General features: G+C 34.5%; 19 protein-coding genes. 6 read left to right on the top strand and 13 right to left on the bottom strand.

Annotated elements, in window-relative coordinates:
- Positions 1-17: 17 nt before the first annotated feature.
- The 3 genes from GJJ64_RS03050 to GJJ64_RS03040 are packed head-to-tail and all read right to left on the bottom strand — an operon-like array spanning position 18 to position 3,104.
- A complete protein-coding gene (locus GJJ64_RS03050) occupies positions 18-1,106 on the bottom strand; it encodes an efflux RND transporter periplasmic adaptor subunit (protein ID WP_154286280.1) in 1,089 nt (362 codons plus the stop codon).
- Between the two features lie 25 nt (positions 1,107-1,131).
- Positions 1,132-2,484 (bottom strand): TolC family protein, encoded by a 1,353-nt coding sequence (locus GJJ64_RS03045; protein WP_229655437.1) that lies wholly within the window; start codon positions 2,482-2,484, stop codon positions 1,132-1,134.
- An 8-nt stretch (positions 2,485-2,492) separates the two neighbouring features.
- Entirely contained in the window at positions 2,493-3,104 is a 612-nt protein-coding gene (locus GJJ64_RS03040; protein WP_154286279.1) for a TetR/AcrR family transcriptional regulator, read from the bottom strand.
- Between the two features lie 159 nt (positions 3,105-3,263).
- Here GJJ64_RS03040 and purB point away from each other — a divergent pair, with 159 nt between their 5' ends.
- On the top strand, positions 3,264-4,610 hold the full coding sequence (gene purB / locus GJJ64_RS03035; protein WP_154286278.1) for an adenylosuccinate lyase: 1,347 nt from the start codon (positions 3,264-3,266) through the stop codon (positions 4,608-4,610).
- Positions 4,611-4,753: 143 nt separating this feature from the next.
- Complete coding sequence (locus GJJ64_RS03030) at positions 4,754-5,305, top strand: NifU family protein (protein WP_154286277.1); 552 nt, start codon at positions 4,754-4,756, stop codon at positions 5,303-5,305.
- 64 nt (positions 5,306-5,369) lie between these two features.
- Here the strand turns inward: GJJ64_RS03030 and GJJ64_RS03025 are convergent, their stop codons facing one another.
- On the bottom strand, positions 5,370-5,762 hold the full coding sequence (locus GJJ64_RS03025; protein WP_154286276.1) for a hypothetical protein: 393 nt from the start codon (positions 5,760-5,762) through the stop codon (positions 5,370-5,372).
- A 174-nt stretch (positions 5,763-5,936) separates the two neighbouring features.
- Between GJJ64_RS03025 and GJJ64_RS03020 the strand changes: the two genes are divergently transcribed.
- Positions 5,937-6,989 carry a helix-turn-helix transcriptional regulator gene (locus GJJ64_RS03020; protein WP_154286275.1) on the top strand — a complete coding sequence of 351 codons (1,053 nt, stop codon included), beginning with the start codon at positions 5,937-5,939 and terminating at the stop codon, positions 6,987-6,989.
- A gap of 467 nt (positions 6,990-7,456) precedes the next feature.
- The gene (locus GJJ64_RS03015; RefSeq protein WP_154286274.1) at positions 7,457-8,326 is read left to right on the top strand and encodes a glycosyltransferase family 2 protein; all 870 of its coding nucleotides are present in this window, start codon (positions 7,457-7,459) and stop codon (positions 8,324-8,326) included.
- Here GJJ64_RS03015 and GJJ64_RS03010 read toward each other — a convergent pair.
- On the bottom strand, positions 8,311-10,197 hold the full coding sequence (locus tag GJJ64_RS03010) for a RecQ family ATP-dependent DNA helicase (RefSeq protein ID WP_154286273.1): 1,887 nt from the start codon (positions 10,195-10,197) through the stop codon (positions 8,311-8,313). The two genes, GJJ64_RS03015 and GJJ64_RS03010, sit on opposite strands and share 16 nt — an antisense overlap.
- A gap of 65 nt (positions 10,198-10,262) precedes the next feature.
- Here GJJ64_RS03010 and GJJ64_RS03005 point away from each other — a divergent pair, with 65 nt between their 5' ends.
- Positions 10,263-13,511, top strand: a complete 3,249-nt coding sequence (locus GJJ64_RS03005; RefSeq protein ID WP_154286272.1) for an amidohydrolase family protein — start codon at positions 10,263-10,265, stop codon at positions 13,509-13,511.
- 242 nt (positions 13,512-13,753) lie between these two features.
- Here the strand turns inward: GJJ64_RS03005 and GJJ64_RS03000 are convergent, their stop codons facing one another.
- The 4 genes from GJJ64_RS03000 to GJJ64_RS02985 form a co-directional block, all read right to left on the bottom strand.
- Positions 13,754-13,954, bottom strand: a complete 201-nt coding sequence (locus GJJ64_RS03000) for a hypothetical protein (RefSeq protein WP_154286271.1) — start codon at positions 13,952-13,954, stop codon at positions 13,754-13,756.
- A 183-nt stretch (positions 13,955-14,137) separates the two neighbouring features.
- Entirely contained in the window at positions 14,138-14,803 is a 666-nt protein-coding gene (locus tag GJJ64_RS02995) for a response regulator (protein WP_154286270.1), read from the bottom strand.
- Positions 14,804-14,812: 9 nt separating this feature from the next.
- Positions 14,813-16,477 (bottom strand): tetratricopeptide repeat-containing sensor histidine kinase, encoded by a 1,665-nt coding sequence (locus GJJ64_RS02990; protein WP_154286269.1) that lies wholly within the window; start codon positions 16,475-16,477, stop codon positions 14,813-14,815.
- Between the two features lie 81 nt (positions 16,478-16,558).
- Positions 16,559-16,921: a winged helix-turn-helix transcriptional regulator gene (locus GJJ64_RS02985; RefSeq protein WP_154286268.1), complete on the bottom strand. Its 363-nt coding sequence runs from the start codon at positions 16,919-16,921 to the stop codon at positions 16,559-16,561.
- Between the two features lie 159 nt (positions 16,922-17,080).
- Between GJJ64_RS02985 and GJJ64_RS02980 the strand changes: the two genes are divergently transcribed.
- Complete coding sequence (locus tag GJJ64_RS02980) at positions 17,081-17,980, top strand: ClpXP adapter SpxH family protein (RefSeq protein ID WP_154286267.1); 900 nt, start codon at positions 17,081-17,083, stop codon at positions 17,978-17,980.
- A gap of 52 nt (positions 17,981-18,032) precedes the next feature.
- Here the strand turns inward: GJJ64_RS02980 and GJJ64_RS02975 are convergent, their stop codons facing one another.
- The 4 genes from GJJ64_RS02975 to GJJ64_RS02960 all read right to left on the bottom strand — a co-directional run bounded on the left by GJJ64_RS02975 (position 18,033) and on the right by GJJ64_RS02960 (position 22,388).
- On the bottom strand, positions 18,033-19,385 hold the full coding sequence (locus GJJ64_RS02975) for a GH1 family beta-glucosidase (RefSeq protein ID WP_154286266.1): 1,353 nt from the start codon (positions 19,383-19,385) through the stop codon (positions 18,033-18,035).
- A gap of 397 nt (positions 19,386-19,782) precedes the next feature.
- The gene (locus GJJ64_RS02970) at positions 19,783-20,646 is read right to left on the bottom strand and encodes an aldose 1-epimerase family protein (RefSeq protein ID WP_154286265.1); all 864 of its coding nucleotides are present in this window, start codon (positions 20,644-20,646) and stop codon (positions 19,783-19,785) included.
- Between the two features lie 11 nt (positions 20,647-20,657).
- The gene (locus GJJ64_RS02965) at positions 20,658-21,620 is read right to left on the bottom strand and encodes a 3'-5' exonuclease (protein WP_154286264.1); all 963 of its coding nucleotides are present in this window, start codon (positions 21,618-21,620) and stop codon (positions 20,658-20,660) included.
- Positions 21,621-21,875: 255 nt separating this feature from the next.
- Positions 21,876-22,388 carry a C40 family peptidase gene (locus GJJ64_RS02960; RefSeq protein WP_154286263.1) on the bottom strand — a complete coding sequence of 171 codons (513 nt, stop codon included), beginning with the start codon at positions 22,386-22,388 and terminating at the stop codon, positions 21,876-21,878.
- Positions 22,389-22,457: the final 69 nt, after the last annotated feature.

Raw genomic sequence — 22,457 nt, 5'->3', positions numbered from 1 at the left:
TGTTATTTATGGTACGATTAAAACTTAACTAAATCACCTTCGTTAAGGTTATTAAAACCTATGGTAATAACTTTATCACCTGCATTTAAACCACTTAACACTTCCGCCATACCGTTATAAACATTACCTATTTTAACGGCTACACGTTTTGCTTTTCCGTTATCAGCAACTAGTAAATAATCTCCCGCTTCTGACTTTTGTACTGCTTTAATAGGTACAGTTAGCGCATTTGCTTTTTCGTAATCAACAATTCTTAAAACTGCTAACATATTAGGACGATAAATTTTCTTGCTTGGCAGATTTACCTCAACACTAAAACTTCTTGAAGATGGATCTATCACTTTAGAAGTGAAAGAAAGTTTCGTAGTTAAAGAATCTTTAGCATCTGGGATGATGATTTCAACTTCATCACCTTTATCTATTCTTGATGCGTAAGTTTCAGACAATAAAGCTTTTGCTTTTAAATCGTTAGCATTTACAATTCTTACACCTGGTGCACCTGGCTGTACAGCCATACCAATTTTCCAATCTAATTGGTCTATAGTACCATTAATTGGTGATTTTACTTTATACATAGCAGCTTGCTGTCTTAAAACTGCCATTTGTTTTTCTAAACCTTCTTTTTGAGTTTTAGCATTTAAGAACTGTACCTCGGTACCTATTTTTTGATCCCAAAGGTTTTTCTGACGGTTGTATAAATTAGTAGCTAGGTCTAATTGTGTTTGTAATTGCGCCATACTCTGACGAAGAACAGCGTCATCTATCTGTGCAATAACTTGTCCTTTTGAAACATTTTGACCAATGTTTACAAATATTTTAGTTAGCACACCAGCAGCTTCTGGGTTAACTTGTACATTTTCCTCTGCATCTACCCTACCTTGTATTTCTATATAGTTTTTAAAGGTTGATGATTTAACCTCGTGAACATTTACATCTTTATACAAAGTATCTTTGTTAGAACCTAGCTCGGCCTCTAGCTTAGCTATTTTAGCATTTATCTCTGCTTGTTCTTTTTTAAGCTTATCTAACTGAGCTTTCTTATTATTATCGCCGCTTCCGCAAGCTGCTAAAAACACGATAACGATTAGGTATATAAAATTTCTCATTGTATTATGGATTATATTTTTTTGATTATTCATTGATTTTACCGCTTGCCTTGTCTAAGTTTACTTTATTTACTAAAGCATCATATAAAGCATTGATGTAGTTATTTTCTGCTTCTTTTAATGATGTTTGCGCTTGTGTAACTTCTATACTAGAGCCCACACCTTGCTCGTATTTAATTTTAGAAACCCTTAAGATTTCATTAGCCAGGTTTAAATTAGCTCTTTGGTTGTTTAAAGAGGCTATACTGTTTCTAAAGTTGGCAGCACTACTTTTAATTTCTAAATTGATAGAGTTTTTAACCTGAAACAAGCTATTGTTAGATTTCTGTAACTCAAGCTTTGCCTGTGCTACTCGGTTTGCTTTCTGGAAACCACTAAAAATAGGCACATTTAACTGTAAACCTACTACAACAGTTGGGAACCTGTTATCATAAAGCTCGCTAAAATTATTGCTTTGAAATTGGTACGCACCAGAGCCAAAAGCAGCTAAACTAGGTAAGTATTGAGACTTATATCTCTTTAAATCTAACTCGTTCAATTTAATTTGTGTTTGAGTTAAGCTATACTCAATTCTGCTTTTGTAAGCTGTAGTATCTAAAACAACTTCTTCAGTATTGGTAAGGTTAACATCAGCAATTTTACCTTCTACTATTAAAGTATGCTCTACAGGCATTCCTATTTGAAACTTCAACATTTGGTTTCCTAATGCCAATAAACGCTTTATGTTTTCTCTTTCTGTAATTAGGTTATTGTACAATACATTTAACCTATCTACATCTATTTTTTCTGCAAAACCATTCTCATTCAAAGCTTTTGTTTGCTTCAACTGATCTCCTAACTGCATGATATTAGCATTTAATAAGTCTAGTTGCTCATTATTAACCAAAACCATATAATAGGCTTTTCTTACCGCTACATTTGTTTCTATTTTGGTTCTGGTAAAAGCTCTTTGAGACAGCTCTTTAAAAGTTTTAGAAGCTTGTAAACCTACTATATAACTTCCGTCAAATAATAACTGACTAACATCTATCCCTGTAGTTGATTGGTACTTTACGCCAAATTGTACTGGAGTAAAAGTCCCTGGTGTTCCACCAAAAATTTCTGAAGGTATTAAAGAGGTTGGTATCTTCAAGAAATCCTGAAACCTTGCATTTCCACTAATTTGAGGTAAACCTATACCAATGGTTTCTTTTACTTTAGCATCGGCTATTTTCTGGTCTATATCTGCATTTAATACATCTGTTTGATGTTTATAAGCATATTGTATACATTCTTCTAAGGTAAAACTATGCGTGGTTACCGTATCTGTTTGGGCCAGCAAAACAGAAGAAGAAATTAAACTTAAAATTGCTGCAAGCAGCATTCTGTTGGCTATCATATGTTTATCTATTTGTACTTATCTTTATATTCATTAATTAATTTTGATCCCTTATCATTAACCACGCCACAAACAAAGTGGTAAGTAATTTCATTGATAACTTCATAAAGGCTATATTTTCCACCACGTACCAATTCTGATTCAAAAATCCAGTCTATTTGGCTTACCCTTGATGCTGATAAGACTTCGATATTTAAATCCTCACGATATAAACCTTCTTTGATACCACGTTCTAAATTGGCTTTACACTTATTGAAAATATGCCCCTTCTTAAAATCATTCATAATACCATTTGCTTCTGCATGGTATTTCTCTAAATCGTAAAAAACTATCGGATTGATACCAGAAAGGCTATCTTTTAGATAATTCATGATTTTAAACATTTCGTCTATAGCGTTTTCGGCCTCGGCACTACAGCAATCTAACTGACACTCATCTTCCTTTAAAATGGTGGTAAACATGTGGTTTACCAAATCATTCTTATCCTTAAAATTTACATAGAGTGTTTTTTTAGACATACCTAAATGTTTGGCAATGTCATCCATGGTAACACTGCGCAAACCGTATTTCATAAACAGTTTCTCTGCTTCTTTAATGATGTATAACTGCACTTCTTCCATAATTTCTAATCGCCGACAAAACTATGGAAACTTTTATCATTTCCAAAGTTTCCAATAAAAATTTTATTTTTCATAATTCAACGAGGGATTTTTCAAGAATCATTTCATCTTTCCTTAGCCTATCCCACTCATTTTTGTATTTTTGCAAAAATTTTTAACATGAGTTTATCTTCTTTATACGCAATTTCTCCGGTTGATGGCAGATATCATCAAGCAACTAAACAATTAGGTGAGTTTTTTTCTGAGGCTGGTTTAATAAAATACCGTGTTTTTGTTGAAATAGAATACTTTATCGCTTTATGCGAAGTAAAGCTTCCGCAACTTCAAAACTTTGATGCTAAAAAGTTCACTGATTTAAGAAAGATTTACCAAGACTTTAAAGAAGAATATGCTTTAGAAATTAAAGAGATTGAAAAAACTACTAACCATGATGTTAAAGCCGTAGAATACTTCATTAAAAACAGGTTTGATGAATTAGGCTTAGCAGATTTTAAAGAATTTATCCATTTTGGCTTAACCTCTCAAGATATCAACAATACAGCTATCCCTTATTCTTTAAAATTAGGGTTAGAACAAGTTATTTATCCTGAAATAGAAGCTTTAATTGCGCTGTTAAAACAACTAGCTGCCGATTGGAAAGATATTTCTTTACTAGCACATACGCATGGGCAGCCAGCATCGCCAACTAAATTAGGTAAAGAAATTTTGGTATTTGTAGAGCGCTTAGAGAAACAATATCAACAACTAAAAGCTATTCCTTTTGCGGCTAAATTTGGCGGCGCTACCGGAAACTTTAATGCTCACCATGTAGCTTATGGCAACATCAATTGGCAAGATTTCGGTAATAAATTTGTAAACCAACAATTAGGTTTAAGTCGTTCTCAATATACCACACAGATAGAGCATTATGATAATCTGGCAGCACAATTTGATGCGCTAAAAAGAATCAATAATATCATTTTAGACTTAGATAGAGATATGTGGACTTATATCTCTATGAACTACTTTAAGCAAAAAATAAAAGCTGGAGAAGTTGGTTCATCGGCTATGCCACATAAAGTTAACCCCATAGATTTTGAAAACTCTGAAGGAAATATAGGTATTGCAAACGCCCTTTATGAGCATTTAGCAGCTAAACTACCGGTTAGCCGTTTACAAAGAGATTTAACAGATTCTACCGTTTTAAGAAATATAGGTGTACCTTTAGCGCATACTTTAATTGCCCTAAAATCAACAGTAAAAGGTTTAAATAAATTATTATTAAACCAAGATGCTATAGCTCAAGATTTAGAAGATAATTGGGCTGTGGTAGCAGAAGCTATTCAAACAATTTTAAGGAGAGAGAACTATCCTAATCCTTACGAAGCTTTAAAAGCCTTAACACGTACCAATACAGGTATTAATGCCGCTGTTATTTCAGATTTTGTGAATACTTTAGATGTTTCTGATGCTATAAAAGCAGAGTTAAAAAAGATAACTCCGTCTAATTATACTGGGATATTTTAATTTAAAATTACCATATAAAAAGCCAATTTGATCATATTTCAAATTGGCTTTTTGTTTTTTAAACAGTCATGAAGAGGTAAAAACTAAATCTACATGATAGGGTTAGTTATAATGATAGTATTTTTGTTAAAAATATCAACGACATGAACATTACAGTATATACAGAATCAACACCAAACCCGTCAACAATGAAATTCATTGTTAACAAGTTATTAATTAACGGAAGTGTTGATTACCCTACTAAAGAAAGTGCTTCTGTATCAAAATTCGCATCAGAACTATACAAATTTAGCTTTGTTAATGGTGTGTTTTTTGCCAGTAACTTTGTTACCATAACTAAAGCAGAAGATGCGGATTGGAATGATATTGAGCCTATTTTAAAAGAGTTTGTTAAAGGTGCTGTAGAATCAGAATATAACGTACAAGAAAAAGCACAGGAAGAAAATGTAAACTTTGAAGGTACGGAGGTAGAAGTTAAGATTCAGCAAATTTTATATGATTATGTAAGACCTGCTGTTGAACAAGATGGTGGCGCTATCAGCTATAAATCTTTTGAAGATGGTGTAGTAACTGTAGAGCTAAGAGGTTCTTGCAGTGGTTGCCCTTCTTCTACCATTACTTTAAAATCTGGTATCCAAAGTTTATTGCAAAGAATGGTTCCTGAGGTTAAAGAAGTTGTTTCTGAGGCGCTTTAAAATCTCATTAAAACATTTTAAAAGGGATGTGCTTTACAGTACATCCCTTTTTTATTGCTTATTGCTAAGGTTGAGGTGGCGTACCTGGCTGTATAGGTGCCGGAGATGATGTGGGCGGATTAGGCTGACTTGGCGTAGGAACCGGAGTTGGTAAAACTGGAGACCTATTAGGGTCTTTTGTCGCATCAGGGTTTACCCTTGGCGTATCTATTGGATTGTTAGGCACCGGATATTTAGGATCAGGAATAGTAGATTTGCCTGGTACTGGCGCTGATTTTAAAATAGGCTTACTCGTAGTATCGCTATCCATTTTACCCTTTTTGTTTTTCTTAGTCGTATCGCTTGTATCAGACGGAAACTCATGATAGGTGGCTTCATTAGAAGACATCTGCTGCATGTTTGTAGCACAGGCTACGGAGCTGGCAAATATTGCCGCTGTTAAAATTACAGTTTTCATAGTGGTATGTTTTATTGATAAATGTATATCTCTTACTTAAAAAACCGTTCCAAAAAGCATAAGATCTTCTCTTTAAATAATTTAAGTATCACTGGCCTTCTAATTACCATTTCTGGCAATTAAATTGTAAAGTATTTATTTGACTTAAATAACAAATTTATAACTACCCTTGCCATGATGGAGCTTTTTGTAAGATCTTTACCACTTAAAGATGTGATTGCCAACTTAGCAGAAGAAATGAAAACTTCTTATGATAAAAACTGCAATGAGTATATCTTGAATATACCGGCAGCTTATGGCAAAGGATTGATTAGAGGCATCAATTTCACTCTTGGTTTTGGTTTGATAGAGTATAACTGCTTTTTTAAAGAAGAAGTAAGCATCCATTTCTCTTTAAATAACATACACCCTTTAAAATTTATTTATTGTAGTGAAGGTTTTTTAAAACATCGTTTTGAAGAAAAAGAAGACATCCATCAAATAGATCAATTTCAAAATGTAGTGGTTTCTAGCTCTTCTAGTAATGGACACGTTTTAATATTTCCTAGAAATATTCATATTAGAATGAATAGTTTAGAAATTAACCGTACTGATTTTAAGACTAAAATAGATTGCGATATCGATAATCTAGACAGAAGACTAAGAAGTGTTTTTAAAGATTTAAGAGCCAAACATCTTTTTTACTATCATGGTAATTATAGTTTGGCCATGGCAAAATGTATTCAAGATATTAATTCTTCTAAACAAACAGGTTTTGCCAGAAGACTCTTGCTAGAGGGTAAAGCAAATGAAATTTTAAGTATACAAATTCAAGATTTTGAAGACGACCAACAGAATGATTCTAGAAAAAAAATTCTGAGAAAAGCTGATTTAAAACAAATTGAGCATGCAGTTAAAATCCTAAAAGAAGAACTTGCCAACCCTATTACCATAAAAGACTTAGCAAAAACAGTAGGCACAAACACCACTAAATTACAAGAAGGTTTCCAGCATATGTTTGGTGTATCGGTAAATAATTATTTAAGAAAATTAAGACTAGAGTTTGCCCGCGACCAACTTATTCTAGGTGAATTAAATATCAGCGAGATAGCCGAGCAAATTGGCATCGTTAATAAAAGTTATTTTTCTAGGATTTTTAAAGAGGCTTATGGCTTAAACCCAAAAGAGCTATCGCAACAGATAAAATCTTTGGCTAAAAAACATCGCTCCATCATTTTTAATTCATAAGCATATGTTAATAGTCTAATTAAGCAAAAGCTTAAATAAAAAGAAAGATGCGGTTATTATTGTAGCATATCTCCTTTTATGCGCATTATTATCATCTTACTTATTCTTACCATTCTTATATTTTTCATCGCATTTAACCTCATCTACACTCATGATATTGACTACCTCATTATCGGTTTTTGGATGGTATTTTTAATGCTTGTGATTTTTATTATTAAGATTATTCTAAAAAAATGAGAGAGCTCCAGAAGCAGAACTCTCCCTGGATAGATAGAATAAAAATGATTTGAATAAGTTACGGCACCTTTTGTTTAACCTTTGCATATAAAGTACCGCAACTTATTATCTTAAATTTACGCATCTTTAAACAAATTATAAAATACTCTTATTCAATAAATTGAATAGTGATAAAAATTTTACGTTTTAGAGTATTATCTATTTAAGATGAAAGAATTGTATTTTGCAAAGTGCTTTCTATAGTTGTACCACATTATAATTTCAAGAATGAGGCGCTGTTTACAGAATTAGAACAGCAATGCTTAAATCTGCACTTAAATTTTGAGATTATTATTATTGATGATGCTTCTATACCGACACAAAAAACTTATCTTCAACAGTTTAAGAAAGCAAATTTTAAAATCATCCTGTTAGAGAAAAACATAGGAAGAGCAGCCATTAGAAATCTTTTAGCAGCTGAAGCCTCCTACCCTTTCTTATTATTTTTAGATGGGGATAGTTACATTACAAACCCAAATTTCATTATTAACTATATCAATTTCCATCATCAAAACCCTGATGTTGATATAATTTGTGGTTTACGTAATTATCCTGAAAAAATAAAAAAAGAAAAAGCTTTACATCATTACTATGGTATCAAAACAGAAATATTTGCGGCTAAAGAAGCTTTCCATAGCAACAATTTCTTTATCAAAAAAGAGGTTTTTAAGGATACAAAGTTTGATGAATCCTTAAGCCAATATGGCTATGAAGATGTCCTTTTTGGTCTAATGGCTAAAACAAAGGGTTATACAATTAAAAACCTATATAACCCCGTGATACATTTGCAATTAAAAACAAATAAAGAATTTATTACTGATACTGATGCTGCTTTAAAGAATTTAGCCCAACTGATGAAACAGCCTCGTTATGAAAACCTTTTAAAAGAAATTCCGCTTGTTTGCTATTATTTAAAATTAAAGAAAACCAGCTTATTAGGTTTATTTAAAAATTTGAAGCCTTACTTAAGAAAAAGCCTAGAACAAGAAAACCCCAACTTTCTAAGCCTTAAAAAACTACAATTTTATAAGCTATTGCAGTTAGATTATTTTTTAAGCTGATACTGATCTTCGACTTTCTGAATCTCTTCAGCTTCTAACAAAAGTCTTATCACATTAAGCTTATCATTCTCTGAGCCCATTTTTACAGCCTTTACCAATTCTTCTAAGCTTAGCGGTTTTATGGCCAGAGTTTCTAAAACCGCTGTCATCATCTCATCTTTTAAGAGTGCTCTTTTTTTATTGATACAAACATCGCAAACGCCACAAGCTTTGGTATCTGTTTCATCAAAATAAGCTAAAATTTGCTCGCTTCTACATTTATCTTGCTCTACATAAGCCAACATGGCTGTCATTTTACTTTGGTAAATGGCTTTTCTTTCTTGGTAAAAGTTAAAATCAAGATATAAATCTTCTGTTTTATAGCGTGGCTTCAAGAAGGTAAGCAAGGGTTTATCTGTTTTTTTGATATAGCTGATAACTTCTAAATCATGCAATTCTTGCAGCATTTTCACCACATCATCAAACCTGATTTGGTTTTTCGAGGCCAAATCAACCTCTTTTATGGCAACAAAATAATCAAAAGCACCACCGTAAGCTCTTAAAATACTTTTGATAAATAAATCATAACGGGCTTGCTCTACCTGAAACTTATATAAATCTTCTCCGTTAACCAAAAACTGTATCCTGCTGGGTAATAAGGCTTGCTCGCTTAAAGCTAAATAAGCATTTTGCTCTAAAGTTTTAATGGCGCTTAAAGCTGTAACAACATCCAACTGGAATTTCTGACAAAAATCCCCAACATGAAACTCATACATCACACCTTCCCCTGCTTCAAAAGGTATTTGTAAGTAATTACACAGTAAATGATAGTACCTTCTAACCTCTTCTAAAGGCGGAAAATTTTGTTCAAAACGCTTCTCGAATAATATTTTATCTATTTTTTGATAAAACAAGACAGCAAAAGCCTTTTTCTCATCTCTACCTGCTCTACCCGCTTCTTGGTAATAAGCTTCTAAACTCTCGGGCATTTCATAATGTATCACAAAACGCACATCGGGTTTATCTATACCCATACCAAAAGCGTTTGTAGCCACTATTACCCTAAGCTGATTGCTAATCCACATTTGTTGGGCTTTACTTCTAGCATCGGCATCTAAACCGGCATGATAATAACTAGCGCTAATACCATGTTGGTAAAGATATTTGGCAATTTCAACAGTATCTTTTCTGGTTTTCACATAAACAATACCGCTTCCGGGTACTTTCCGGCAAACTTCTATCAGTTTTTGAAGCTTGTTTTCTAGGTTTAAAACCGAGTAAGAAAGGTTACTTCGCTCGAAGCTTTTTCTAAAAACCTTTGGATTTTTAAACTCTAGCTTATGCATGATATCTGCCTGAACCTGCTCTGTTGCAGATGCTGTTAAGGCCAACATAGGTACATCGGGATGTAAAGCCCTTAGAGCCGTAAGCTGTAAATAAGGAGGTCTAAAATCATAACCCCATTGTGATATGCAGTGGGCTTCATCTACCGCAAACAAATTCACTTTCATGTATTTGATACGCTCTCGTACCAAATCTGTAGCTAATCTTTCTGGCGATATGTATAAGAATTTTACAGGCCCATAAACACAATTATCCAAAGCAATATCAATCTCCCGTTTTCCCATACCCGATATGATAGCCATAGCGTTAATACCCTTTTTTTGCAGATTACCTACTTGATCTTTCATTAAGGCAATTAAAGGCGACACCACAATACAAATACCTGGCATAGCCATGGCTGGCACTTGGAAGCATATAGATTTACCTCCGCCGGTAGGCAGCAAAGCCAATGTATCATTTTTGTTTAATACAGATGTTACAATATCCTCCTGAAGCGGCCTAAAGCTATCATAACCCCAATATTGCTTTAAAATTTCGTGTATCGTCATAAAAAGCGCATCCTACCAAAGCTATAAAATTTATTAAATTGCAGCTTTAATAAGATGTATTTGTGATGAAAAATTTTCTAAAACTAAGTCTTTTTCTTTGTGCTTTTGCCTCATCTGCTTTAGCACAAGAAAATCAAAAATGGAATATAGAAAAACCCGGTACTGCTTTAAAACCTCTTTCTTTCACTACTGATGAAGGAACTTGGATGAATTTAGATGTTAGTCCGGATGGAAAACACATCATATTTGACCTTTTAGGTGATATTTACAGAATACCTATTACCGGAGGAAGTGCAGAATTGCTAGCCGGAGGTTTTGCTTGGGAAGTACAACCCCGCTACTCGCCCGATGGAAAATTCATTTCTTTTACCAGCGATAAAAGTGGTGGAGATAATATCTGGATCATGAATAGCGATGGTACAGGCAAAAAACAAGTTACCAAAGAAGATTTCCGTTTATTAAATAATGCCGTTTGGACATCGGATAGCAAATACATCATCGCTAGGAAGCACTATACGGGCTATCGTTCTTTAGGTGCTGGCGAACTCTGGATGTACCATATTTCTGGCGGCTTAGAAGGTATCCAACTTACCAAAAGAAAAAACGACCAGCAAGATCTGGGCGAACCTCATACCGCTCCTGATGGTAAATCAGTCTATTTTAGTGAGGATGTTAGTCCGGGACCATATTTCCAATACAATAAAGACCCTAATGGGGATATTTACGCCATCAAAAAGCTTAATTTTAACGATGGTAGTATAGAAACTGTTGTTGGTGGCCCGGGCGGTGCTGTTAGACCGCAAATTTCAAGAGATGGCAAAATGCTAGCTTTTGTAAAAAGGGTACGTTTAAAATCTCAGCTTTTCATTCATAACCTAGAAACCGGGGAAGAATACCCTGTTTTTGATGACTTATCAAGGGACCAACAAGAAGCATGGGCTATTTTTGGACTTTATCCTAACTTTAATTGGACACCAGATAATCACTCTTTAATATTTTATGCCAAAGGAAAAATCAAAAAAGTTGATGTACAAAGCTTAATCGTTTCTGATATCCCTTTTCAAGTAAATGTAAAACAAAACATTGCTGATGCGGTAAGGTTTAACCAAACTGTTTTTACTGATGATTTTGATGTTAAAATGGTAAGACAATTGGCTACCTCTCCGGATGGTAAAATGGTAGCTTTTAATGCTGCTGGATACATCTATACCAAAACCCTACCTAATGGTAAAGTTGAAAGATTAACTGATGGTAACGATTGGGAGTTCGAGCCTTCTTTTAGCCCTGATGGAAAATCTATCGTTTACACCACTTGGAACGATGAACTCCGCGGAAGCATCCAAAAAATAGACTTAAAAACCAAACGAAGTACCACTATTAGTCCTGAACGTGGCTTTTATTATTCGCCAAAATTCAATAATAAAGGCGATCAAATTGTATATGTAAAAGGTGTTGGTAATGATGTTTTAGGATATACTTATGGTAAAAATCCAGGTATTTATGTGGTATCAGCAAACGGCGGACAAGCAAAATTTATCACCAAAAAAGGTGTTAAACCTATGTTTAATGAACAAGACAACCGTATTTATTACCAAGCCAGAGAAAACGGTAAAAAAACATTAAGCAGTTGCGATTTAAATGGTAACCACACCAAAATTCATTATACCTCAACTTATACCACAGATTTTATCCCTAGTCCGGATGGTAAATGGCTAGCTTTTCAGGAATTGTTTAACGTATACCTAGTGCCTTTGCTACAAAACGTTCAAAACATAGATTTATCTGCTAACCAAAAAGCTTATCCTCTTAAAAAACTAAGTAAAGATGCAGGTAGCTATGTACATTGGAGTAAAGACAGTAAAGCTATCCACTGGACTTTAGGTCCTAAATACTATACCAGAGAGATTAAAGATGCTTTTGATTTTATTGATGAGCCGGGTAGTAAAATCACCAAAACAGACAGCCTAGGTTTACCTTTAGATTTAAAACTTAAGACTGCCATACCTAGTGGTAAAATTGCTTTAAAAGGCGCTAGAATCATCACCATGAAAGATAATGAGGTGATAGAAAATGGCACCATTCTTATCGAAAAAAATAAGATTATTGCCTTAGGAAAAGAAAGCGAAGTAATAATTCCTGCCGATGCAAAAGTTTACGGTGTTTATGGAAAAACCATCATCCCTGGCTTAATTGATGTTCATGCCCATTTACATACCAGTCCGGATGGCATCAGCCCACAACAAGATTGGTCTTACTTTGCTAATTTGGCTTATGGCGTTACCACCGCTCATGACCCCTCAAGCAATACAGAAATGGTGTTTAGTCAGGCAGAAATGATTAAATCAGGCCGTTTAGTAGGTCCAAGATTATATTCTACAGGAACCATCTTATATGGTGCAGATGGTGATTTTAAAGCCGTTATCAATAGTATTGATGATGCTAGATTTCATTTAAAAAGGATGCAAGCGGTTGGCGCTTTCTCAGTAAAATCTTATAACCAACCTAGAAGAGAGCAAAGACAGCAAGTTTTACAAGCGGCTAGAGAACTTAAAATGGAAGTGATGCCAGAAGGCGGTTCTACTTTCTTTCATAATATGAATATGATTGCCGATGGACATACCGGTATAGAGCATAATATCCCTGTGGTACCTATTTATAAAGACGTGACTACTTTCTGGAATGCCAGTAAAACAGCTTATACCCCAACTTTAATTGTTTCTTATGGCTCGCAATCAGGCGAAAATTATTGGTACGATAGAACCAATGTTTGGGAGAATGAAAAACTGGGCGAATTTGTTCCTCGCTCTATTATAGACCCTAGGTCTAGAAGAAGAAATACTTCTGAGTATGGCGATTACGGTCATATAGAAGTTTCTAAAGCCGTGAACCAACTTGCTGCCGGTGGGACTAAAGTAAATTTAGGTGCGCATGGGCAATTACAAGGTTTAGGTGCCCACTGGGAGCTGTGGATGTTGGCACAAGGCGGAATGAGCCCTCATGAAGCCCTTAAAGCTGCTACCATTAATGGTGCAGATTATTTGGGTATGAGTAAAGAAATTGGCTCTCTAGAAAAAGGCAAACTAGCCGATTTAATTGTGCTGAATGAAAACCCATTGGAAGACATCAGAAATACAGAAAGTATCCAATATGTGATGATGAATGGCCGCTTATTTGAAGGTGAAACCATGCGAGAATTAGGAGATAACATACAGCCTAGAGGTAAATTCTGGTGGCAATACAGTAAAACCGAGAACTATTTAGTACCAGATGGTGAAGTACAAACCTGGACTTTTACCGTTCCGGAGTGTGATTAGGGTTTAGGTGGTTAGGTATTAGTCGGTTAAATTGTTGAGGTTATTTGTTTAGCCCCCCAATAGTTATTGCGAGCTAGTTGGTGATTAGCTGAATGGTAAAATTGTATATTTTCTAATTTGTAATCAGTACTTACTCATTAAAGTAAGAACTGATTCAAATTAATAAGATAAAAGATGTTTTGTAGTGTAAAATGTAGGGTGTAATAAATATTATTTAAAAAGAAATCTTCTTATGTAGATAGCTATTTAGTATGACAAGCTTTAGAACAAATACGGCAACCATTAGATTGTGTATAAGTCTTTTTCGCTTCTTTTACAGCATCGGCACAGTTACTAAATGATCCTAGAAATTTCTTAACATAGGGCAAATAGATACAATCTTCTTTGTGTACTTCATGATCTCCGTTGGGTTGGGCTTGGTGGTTAACGTAATAAAGACTCATCTTATAAATTTATGAATTAAGGATATCGATTTTTCTTTTTATAATCATATCAAAATTAGTAGTGCTAGTCTTTCTGTTTTTACGGGAAACCGTAAAGAAGGAATTATTTTTAGAAGTTTTAGGAATACAAAAAGCCATTGACCTTCTTAGTCTATGGCTAAAAAATTTCATAAAGAATCGGAGTTATATGATACCTAAGTCTTTACAAAAGGCAATCAGCTGCTCGTTTTTAGAACAGCCAAGGGTTTCTCTCATCAGGTTTAGACGTTTTTCTACACTGCTTAAGCCTGATGGCTTGTATCCGTTTTTTTCTAGGTAATAAGGTATATCCTTTTGGAGCATACCATGAGAGAGCTGTGTAAGCAGAATAATATCGTAATCACTAAATTCGTAGGTGTTTTGGGTTTTGACCGCTTGCTTTAAGGCAAAAGGCATATACTTATTTCCTTTGCTTAGGGCCTCTAGTGCTTTCTTCAGTTCTTCTACATCTCGGCGGGCTTTACGTACATAGGCATCAATATCTAAATCACGAAAAAGCTGATCGATGATAGAAACCTTACTTTCTGCAGAAAATACCAGAACTTTGATATGAGGTTGAATTTTACGGATTTCGGTAATTAAATCGGCCCCATTCTTAAGCTTTTGCTCTCGATAATCTTCTTCGAAAGATAAATCGGTAATTAATAATTCGTAAGGTTCATTTGCTAATAAGGCTTTCCGAGCTCTTTGAAATGCATCATCACAATAATAGGTATAGTCGCATATACTTACTCCTGCATCTTCAAGAGTTTTCCTTACAGAAACATTTGAACTTTCGTGATCTTCGGCTATTAATACTTTATGAAACATAATCTTATTTTAAGCAGATGGGAAAAGGATAAGAATTTTTAAGCCTCCTTCTACACCTTTTGCAAAAGTAATATGTCCACCTATTTGCTCTATACGGTTTCCCGTATTACGCAATCCGTTTCCAAAAATTTTTCCTTCTGGAATACCTATACCATTATCTGTATAATGAATTTTCAATACGTTTTCTTCTGCCTGCTCGAACCTTAATGCTACTTGATTGGCATGGCTATGCTTTTTCATATTAACCATTAACTCTTGAAGTATCTGTTTTAGCTCGTACTTATCTAAAGCTTTAACCCTATTCCAAAATTCAGGAGTATTGCCTATGATAATCACTTTAGTTTGAGCAGAGGCAAAAGAATTAAGAAGTGTAGCAATAGCGATTTCAAAACTTTGGGTGCTATCAGGAGTATCATCATAAGAAATATCTCTAGATTGCTCGTAAAGCATCTCCATATGGTCAAGAAGTTTATCTTGTGCTAAGGGTATACCATTTTCTATCTCAGACATTAAGCGATATAAACCATTAGCTACCACGTCATGCACCTTTTTAGATGTTTTTAATTGGTTTTCACGTATCGCATTTTTTGCTTCCAGTTCTAGACGTTCTTTCTTCTTTTTCTGCCAAATGAGAGTAATGACGCTTCCAGTAATCATCAAGAAAATTAAAAGCGCAATCCAGCTATTACGCTTTGTTTTTTCTCTTTGCAGGATAAGATTGTCTGCCTTATGTTTCTCCGTTTCGTAACGGATAAGTGCAAACTGGTTTTTCGCTGTACTTCTAGCTGTTTGTAAGCTATCGTTTAGGTTTTGATAGAGATTAAAATAAGCTTTGGCTTCTTGTGGCGGACTTAACTTGATTAAATTCTGAATGGCAAGCAAACAGTCATCCGCACTATTCATCTCATGAGCTGTTTGATAACTTAACTTGGCATAGTACAGTGCCGAATCAGCTTGCTTCTGTATATGGTATTGCGTAAGTTGTATGTAGCTAGAGTTTTGCCCACTGATATTTTTTTCCTTCTTTCTTATACTTAAAGCTTGGTGAAGTTCTGGTAGAGCAAAATAAGTAGGATTTTGTTCCCATTTGGTGAATGCGGAATTTGAAATAACCCTTGCTAAGTTTAAAGGTCTGGTTTCTTTCTTTAAAATCTCTTGGTATATCGCTAAAGCTTCTGCATATTTCTTTTGTTTTCTATATACATTGGCGATGTTATTTTTCACTACTCTTACAGCATCGCTATCAGCTGTAAAGCTTAAAGTTTCCTGATAAAATGCTATAGCCTTATCATATTCCTTGAGGTTAAAGGAAGTAATACCTAGATTATTAAAGTTAGATCTGATGTAAGGATGATGTTCTTCATTTTTAAAATTAAGGTAAGGAATAGCATTTAGGGCTAGTTCTCTAGCCCCAAAGTTATCTCCTTGCTCGGTAGCAATCATCCCCATATTGATAAGACAAGAGCCTACTTCAAGACTGTCTTTACTTAACAAAAACTGCTCTTTAGCCTTATTGAAATAAGAAAAAGCAAGCCTATATTTTCCAGAATCTAAAAAGTTGAAGGCTGTATCTAAAAGCTGAAATCCGGCAGAATCTTTCTTATTTTTTTGCTCAGGAGTATGACATCCAGCAAAAACAAAGAAAGCAACAAGTAATAAGTAGAAAATTTTCAAGTCTAATTTTTATCCTAATTTAAACACTAAATGGCCACCATTTAAACCTATGGCTATATAATCTTCATTTATAGAGTTATACTAAACCTTCCCATACACTGCTTTTCTATAAGAAATTCCCCAATTAGCCAATTCATCTATAATGGGTGAAAGTGTTTTACCATAATCTGTAATAGCGTATTTGACTGTAATAGGCTTGGTATCTAAAACTGTTCTGCTCACCAAATTATTCATTTCTAAATCTTGAAGCTCTTTAGAAAGCATTTTAGTACCAATTCCCTCTATCTCTCTCAGCAAATCCATAAAACCAAGCTTATGGCCTTCCATAAGCGTACCTAGAATATGAAATTTCCATTTACCTGATAAAAGACTCATGGCATCACTAATGGCTTGCATTCTAAGCTGGCAAACCGGCGTAGCATTTATTTCGGCATTTTTCTTCATCTCTACTTAAATTGGTTAAGTAAAGTTATTCATCTTATAGATAGTTTCCTATAGGAAAGTACTTTCTAAAAGGAAAGCCATAGCCAAAATACAGCAAAGCCGCCTTAATTTTGATTAAGCCTTAAAAAAAGTTCTTAAAATTTTTTTGCTTATTATAATATGGAAAATAACCCACTTTTATGTAATCCTGAAACTGGTTTTTGTGAGATACCGGGAGATTCAGTACATACACAAGTCGAGATGAATAGCGCAGGAAAACCTTTAAAACTTATTTATTTTACTGATCCTATTTGTTCTTCTTGCTGGGCTATTGAGCCACAATTAAGGAAGTTAAAGTTGCATTATGCCCATATTTTAGACATAGAATATAGGATGGGCGGTTTATTACCTAATTGGACTTATAATAGCGGTGGAATTAGTAAACCCTCGGATGTTGCTGGGCATTGGGATGAAGTAAGTATTTATTATGACATGCCTATTGATGGTGATATTTGGTTAGAAGATCCATTACCATCATCTTACCCACCCTCTATAGCCTTTAAAGCTGCACAAATTCAAGATGAGGAAAAAGCTATCTTATTTTTAAGAGAGCTAAGAGAAATGGTTTTCATGCAAAAGAAAAATATTACCAAATGGGAACATCTTGAACTGGCAGGACAAAAAGTAGGGTTAAACATCATCAAGTTAAAAACTGATTTTGAAGGACAAGCTAAAGCACTTTTTGATGAAGATTTAGCACTTGCTAAACAAAACGGCGTAAGGGGCTTCCCTACTATATTTTTTATAAATAAGGAAGGACAAAAAGAATTGGTTTATGGCTCTAAACCTTACTCTGTTTATGAAAACACGATTTTGAAACTTTATCCTGATGCTACCAAAAAAGATTATGCAAAAGATTGGGAAACACTTTTTTCTATTTATCATTCTTTAACTGCTAAAGAGTTTTCAGAACTTACCGAAATACCTAGAAAACAAAGTGAAGTGTTTTTAAATGAACTAACAGAAAAAAGAAATCTAAAGAAACATACTATAAAAAATGGTTCTATTTGGCTAAAGTAGAAATCCTAAAATGAAGTCCTCGGTCTTCTATCTTTAGTCTTCGATCTTCCAATCAAGACAAAAATCTACTTAACCACCAACCAGAATCTTTGATGGTTCTTTCTTGGGTGTCAAAATCTACATGAACAAGGCCAAAGCGAGGATGATAGCCTTCTGCCCATTCGAAATTATCTGTTAAGGTCCAAACGAAGTAGCCATCAACTTTATAACCTTCTTCTTTAGCTCTTAAAACCTGTTTGATATTGTCTTGAAGGTATTTCAACCTTTCTGCATCATGAATATGTCCGTCTTTTTTAACATCAGGAAAAGCAGCACCATTTTCTGTAATCAGGAGTTTTTTTATTTGAGGATAAGCGTTAAACTGCTTTATCATTTGGTAAATAGCTTCGGGGTAAACTTCCCATTTCATACTGGTGATGGGTACTTTTCTTTTTTCGGCTTTGACTAGGGAAGCACCAATATAGGGTGTTAACCACGAGTTTTTAATGATTTCTCGGGTATAATTTTGTATACCGATGAAATCAAAATCAAAGCTTAGCTGTTCCAAATCTCCGGCTAATATATATTTCTGTAAGCCTTTTAGCACAGGCAGCTCTTTTACAGGATAACCTAAGCCTAATAAAGGCTCTATATACAAACGGTTTAACAATGCGTTTACACGAGCTACCGCTTTTCTATCTCTTTCTAAATCACGATAGGGCTCTAAATAAGAGCAGGAAAAGGTAGTTCCTATATGAGCTTCTGGCTTTATTTGCCTGATGATTCTGGCGCTAGCCGAAATAGCCATAGTAGCGTGATGAATAGCCGGCAGGAAATTTCTCATCCCTCGCCTACCCGGGGCATGTAAGCCTAGAAAATAACCTGCTCCGGTAAATACTACAGGCTCATTCATCACTATCCAGTTGTGTACTTTATCTCCAAAAGTATTGATGCATAATTTGGTAAACTCTTCAAACCAAGTGATAACTTTCCTATTTGTCCAGCCACCTTGTTTTTCTAATTCTTGAGGTAAATCCCAATGGTAAAGGGTAATCCAAGGGGTTATGCCTTTGGCCAAGCATTCATCTATAACTTGATGATAATAGGCTATGCCTGCAGGGTTTACCTCACCAGTACCTTTTGGTAAAATACGAGACCAAGAAATAGAAAATCTAAAATTGGGAATATTTAGCTTTTTGATGAAGGTAATATCTTCTGCATAGCGATGATAAAAATCACAGGCTATGTTACCATGATCTCCGTTTAAAACTTTCCCCCTTTTGCTGGTAAAAACATCCCAAATGGATGGGCCTTTACCATCGGCATTATAAGCACCTTCTATTTGATAGGCTGCAACAGAAACTCCCCATTTAAAATGAGGACCAAATGCTTCTTTAGGTGGAAATTCTTCTGGATTTAATGGCATGCCTTAACAAAAATTACGACTGCAAAATACGTCCAAAAATTAGATATCAAAATAAATTGGAGATTTAGTGAAATGATTATGATTTATTTTTGATGATAGTAGCTGGCACATACCTTCTATTCTGATTTGCGTTAACGATGGAAGCGGCATCCTTTTTGGCTTTTTTTGCCAAAAAGATACAGCGGACAGCGTGTTAAAACGCCCAAAACATCATCTTATGATAAAAAAAATTAGTGCGTAAATAAAGAACGCATCCTTTTTAAAAACAACAGTTCTTTTATTTTATCCAGATATTTTATAAACCAATTATACATCATGCTCTATTTTAATGATGTATGAAAGTAACGATAACTTATAAACTTGGCATTTCTTTAAGATGAAGAAATGGTTAATTTTTTTAGATACTGATGGTAAAATCTGTCTCGAAAACATGGCCATGTTCTACAAATTGTATCGCTTCTTTTTGACTAATATCTTTTAAGTCTTCATCGCTATCTGCATAACCCAACCAAGGCTCTATGCAAAGAAAATTTGCTCCAGGTTTTGCCCAAACACCTAAAGAAGTGAAATGCGGAAAATCAAGCCTAACAAACTTATCTCCTCGCTGGCTTTTTAAAGTTACGCTTCTTGATTTTAAAGTTTTAAACACCAATGCATCAGCATCAAATAGCGTTTTAGTCAGGTTTAATTCGCCCTTATCTGCCACAGGTATGGTTTTACCGTTAAATAAGCCCTTGGTAGAAAGGAGCGAACTTTCTAAATGCTCTGGATGCTCAAAAAACAAGGTATAATCTTCATAAGCTTCACCAGCTGTTAATGGAACTTTAAAACCGGGATGGGCACCTAAAGAGAAATACACACGTTTATCGTCTAAATTGATGACTTTATACATCACCTTTAAAGAGCGCCCTTTAAGCTGATAAACCACTTGAAACTCGAATTTATAAGGATATTGTTGTAGGGTTTCCTCGTTATAACGCAAAGCAAAATGAGCATGGTCTGGTGCAGATTCTATCCTTCTGAAAGTGCTGGTTCTGGCAAAGCCATGCCTATTCATTTGATAAGTTTTACCATCAACCAAAAGTGTATTGTCTTTTAAGTTACCTACAATGGGGAAAAGATTTGGCGCATGATAGGCCCAAATAGCTGCCTGTGCATCCCAGATATATTCTGTTTGACTTTCTTTATCAAAAAGGGAGCTTAGCTCTGCCCCTTTCATGTTGATGGTAACTTTTAGCTGACTGTTTTCTAAAATTATCATAGGTGTAAAGATTAAAGTTTTTTGAATTTGCTGGCTAACATTTTCAACATGTCTTCATCTGCTGGCTTAGCCAAATCTGGATCTTGAGCTTTAGCTACAGGCTTATTAAACTGTGCTTTTATTTGTTGCCCTTGTTGTGGCTTTGGCTGTTGTTGCCTGTTTTCGTTCTTTTGGTTTTTGTATGCTGTCCAGAGTTTTTCTAAACGGTTTTTGGTGTATAAAGGGAAATCTCCGTTCATCATCCAGGCATAATAGCTAGGTTCTTCATCAAAAACCTGGAAAACTGTTTTTCCTTTATGTTTACCAAAATTAAAGCAAGCTATATTATCATCGTTAAAAACCATTCTACCTGCAAAATCTACAGGTTTGTTAAGGTTGGTAAATTGATGTAAAGCCTCTACATCATTAACTACTGGTTTTGATATTTTACCGTTTCTATCCTCCCAATCTTGTCCTTCATATTTCTCTATTTGCGCTAATAGAACTTCGTAAGTGGCTTTAATATCTGCTTCGGCAGAGTGCGCATTAATAATATCTTTACCACAATAAAACTTATACGCCGCTTTTAAAGTGCGTTGCTCCATCTGGTGGAAAATATTTTGTACATCTACAAAATGTCTATTATCAATATCAAAAGGAGCTTTTACCCTTAAAAACTCTTCCATCAACATCGGGATATCAAACTTGTTAGAATTATAACCAGCTAAATCGGCATCGCCAAGAAAATCTATAATTTCCTGTGCTGCATCTTTAAAAGTTGGCGCATCTTTTACATCTTCATCATAAATACCATGTATCAAGCTAGACGCTAAAGGAATAGGCATTTGAGGATTTATTTTAAGCGTTTTAATAAGCTCGGTACCGTCTGGCATAGCCTTTAGAATAGAGATTTCTACAATACGGTCTGACGCAACATTTACTCCTGTTGCCTCTAAATCAAAAAATGCCAGTGGGCGCTTTAGCTTTAATTTCATTTATTTTGTTCTTAAAAGATGGAAATTTATGAACCTAAATATGATATAGGTTGAGATAAACACTTAACCAAATATGAGGATGCCTAACAATATTCCTATCACCATAATAAGATAAAGCAATATTTCATTAGACGCAAATTGCTTGTATTTGCCCCAAAAATTATATCCCTTATCGTCTTTGTTCATAAACCTGTACCAAAGGTGGGTAATTTATATGGCTATAGAAAGCAAAATTTTCTTTTGTTGTAAAAGGTATTATTTCACAGAACCACCTCTAGAAAAATACTTATAAGTGTAAGGGTCTTTAAGTTTTTGAACCATCACTCCTTTTCTGGTGCTGGCATGTACATAGTAACCGTTTTGTAGAAATACACCTACATGGCTAAATTTCTTTTTATCATAATCAAAGAAAACTAAATCACCTTCTTTAAGCTGCCCTTCATACTTCCTTTTGATGATGTTTATTTGTTCTGATGTATTTCTGGGGATGTTTTTATTGTAAACTTCTTTATAAAGCAGGTATGTAAAACCAGAGCAATCTATGCCGTTTTTACTTAATCCGCCGAATTGATATCTTGTCCCTAACCATTCATCAATAAACTGATACAGCTCTGGATTTTTGATTTTCTTTTTCGGAACATCCATTAAACGGGCATATTTTTGTACAACAGTCGTACTGTTTTTAGATGATTGTGTAAGGTTTTTCTTAGAAGAACAGGAAATAAATAGAAAGGTAGAAAGGAAGTAAAGTAATATCCTCTTTTGCATGCTTAAAATTAATAATTTACTGATGCATAAACGCAAAATTTAATATGGTATTACTATTGCGATAGCGCT

The organism is Pedobacter puniceum (assembly GCF_009674685.1).
Taxonomy (GTDB): Bacteria; Bacteroidota; Bacteroidia; order Sphingobacteriales; family Sphingobacteriaceae; genus Pseudopedobacter; species Pseudopedobacter puniceum.
This window is presented reverse-complemented; position numbering and strand designations above follow the sequence as displayed.

Bases quoted from the DNA above. Each gene is read 5' to 3' on its own strand.
- GJJ64_RS03050 (WP_154286280.1), bottom strand. From the start codon at position 1,106: ATGAGAAATTTTATATACCTAATCGTTATCGTGTTTTTAGCAGCTTGC.
- GJJ64_RS03045 (WP_229655437.1), bottom strand. From the start codon at position 2,484: ATGATAGCCAACAGAATGCTGCTTGCAGCAATTTTAAGTTTAATTTCT.
- GJJ64_RS03040 (WP_154286279.1), bottom strand. From the start codon at position 3,104: ATGGAAGAAGTGCAGTTATACATCATTAAAGAAGCAGAGAAACTGTTT.
- purB (WP_154286278.1), top strand. From the start codon at position 3,264: ATGAGTTTATCTTCTTTATACGCAATTTCTCCGGTTGATGGCAGATAT.
- GJJ64_RS03030 (WP_154286277.1), top strand. From the start codon at position 4,754: ATGAACATTACAGTATATACAGAATCAACACCAAACCCGTCAACAATG.
- GJJ64_RS03025 (WP_154286276.1), bottom strand. From the start codon at position 5,762: ATGAAAACTGTAATTTTAACAGCGGCAATATTTGCCAGCTCCGTAGCC.
- GJJ64_RS03020 (WP_154286275.1), top strand. From the start codon at position 5,937: ATGATGGAGCTTTTTGTAAGATCTTTACCACTTAAAGATGTGATTGCC.
- GJJ64_RS03010 (WP_154286273.1), bottom strand. From the start codon at position 10,197: ATGACGATACACGAAATTTTAAAGCAATATTGGGGTTATGATAGCTTT.
- GJJ64_RS03005 (WP_154286272.1), top strand. From the start codon at position 10,263: ATGAAAAATTTTCTAAAACTAAGTCTTTTTCTTTGTGCTTTTGCCTCA.
- GJJ64_RS03000 (WP_154286271.1), bottom strand. From the start codon at position 13,954: ATGAGTCTTTATTACGTTAACCACCAAGCCCAACCCAACGGAGATCAT.
- GJJ64_RS02995 (WP_154286270.1), bottom strand. From the start codon at position 14,803: ATGTTTCATAAAGTATTAATAGCCGAAGATCACGAAAGTTCAAATGTT.
- GJJ64_RS02985 (WP_154286268.1), bottom strand. From the start codon at position 16,921: ATGAAGAAAAATGCCGAAATAAATGCTACGCCGGTTTGCCAGCTTAGA.
- GJJ64_RS02980 (WP_154286267.1), top strand. From the start codon at position 17,081: ATGGAAAATAACCCACTTTTATGTAATCCTGAAACTGGTTTTTGTGAG.
- GJJ64_RS02975 (WP_154286266.1), bottom strand. From the start codon at position 19,385: ATGCCATTAAATCCAGAAGAATTTCCACCTAAAGAAGCATTTGGTCCT.
- GJJ64_RS02970 (WP_154286265.1), bottom strand. From the start codon at position 20,646: ATGATAATTTTAGAAAACAGTCAGCTAAAAGTTACCATCAACATGAAA.
- GJJ64_RS02965 (WP_154286264.1), bottom strand. From the start codon at position 21,620: ATGAAATTAAAGCTAAAGCGCCCACTGGCATTTTTTGATTTAGAGGCA.
- GJJ64_RS02960 (WP_154286263.1), bottom strand. From the start codon at position 22,388: ATGCAAAAGAGGATATTACTTTACTTCCTTTCTACCTTTCTATTTATT.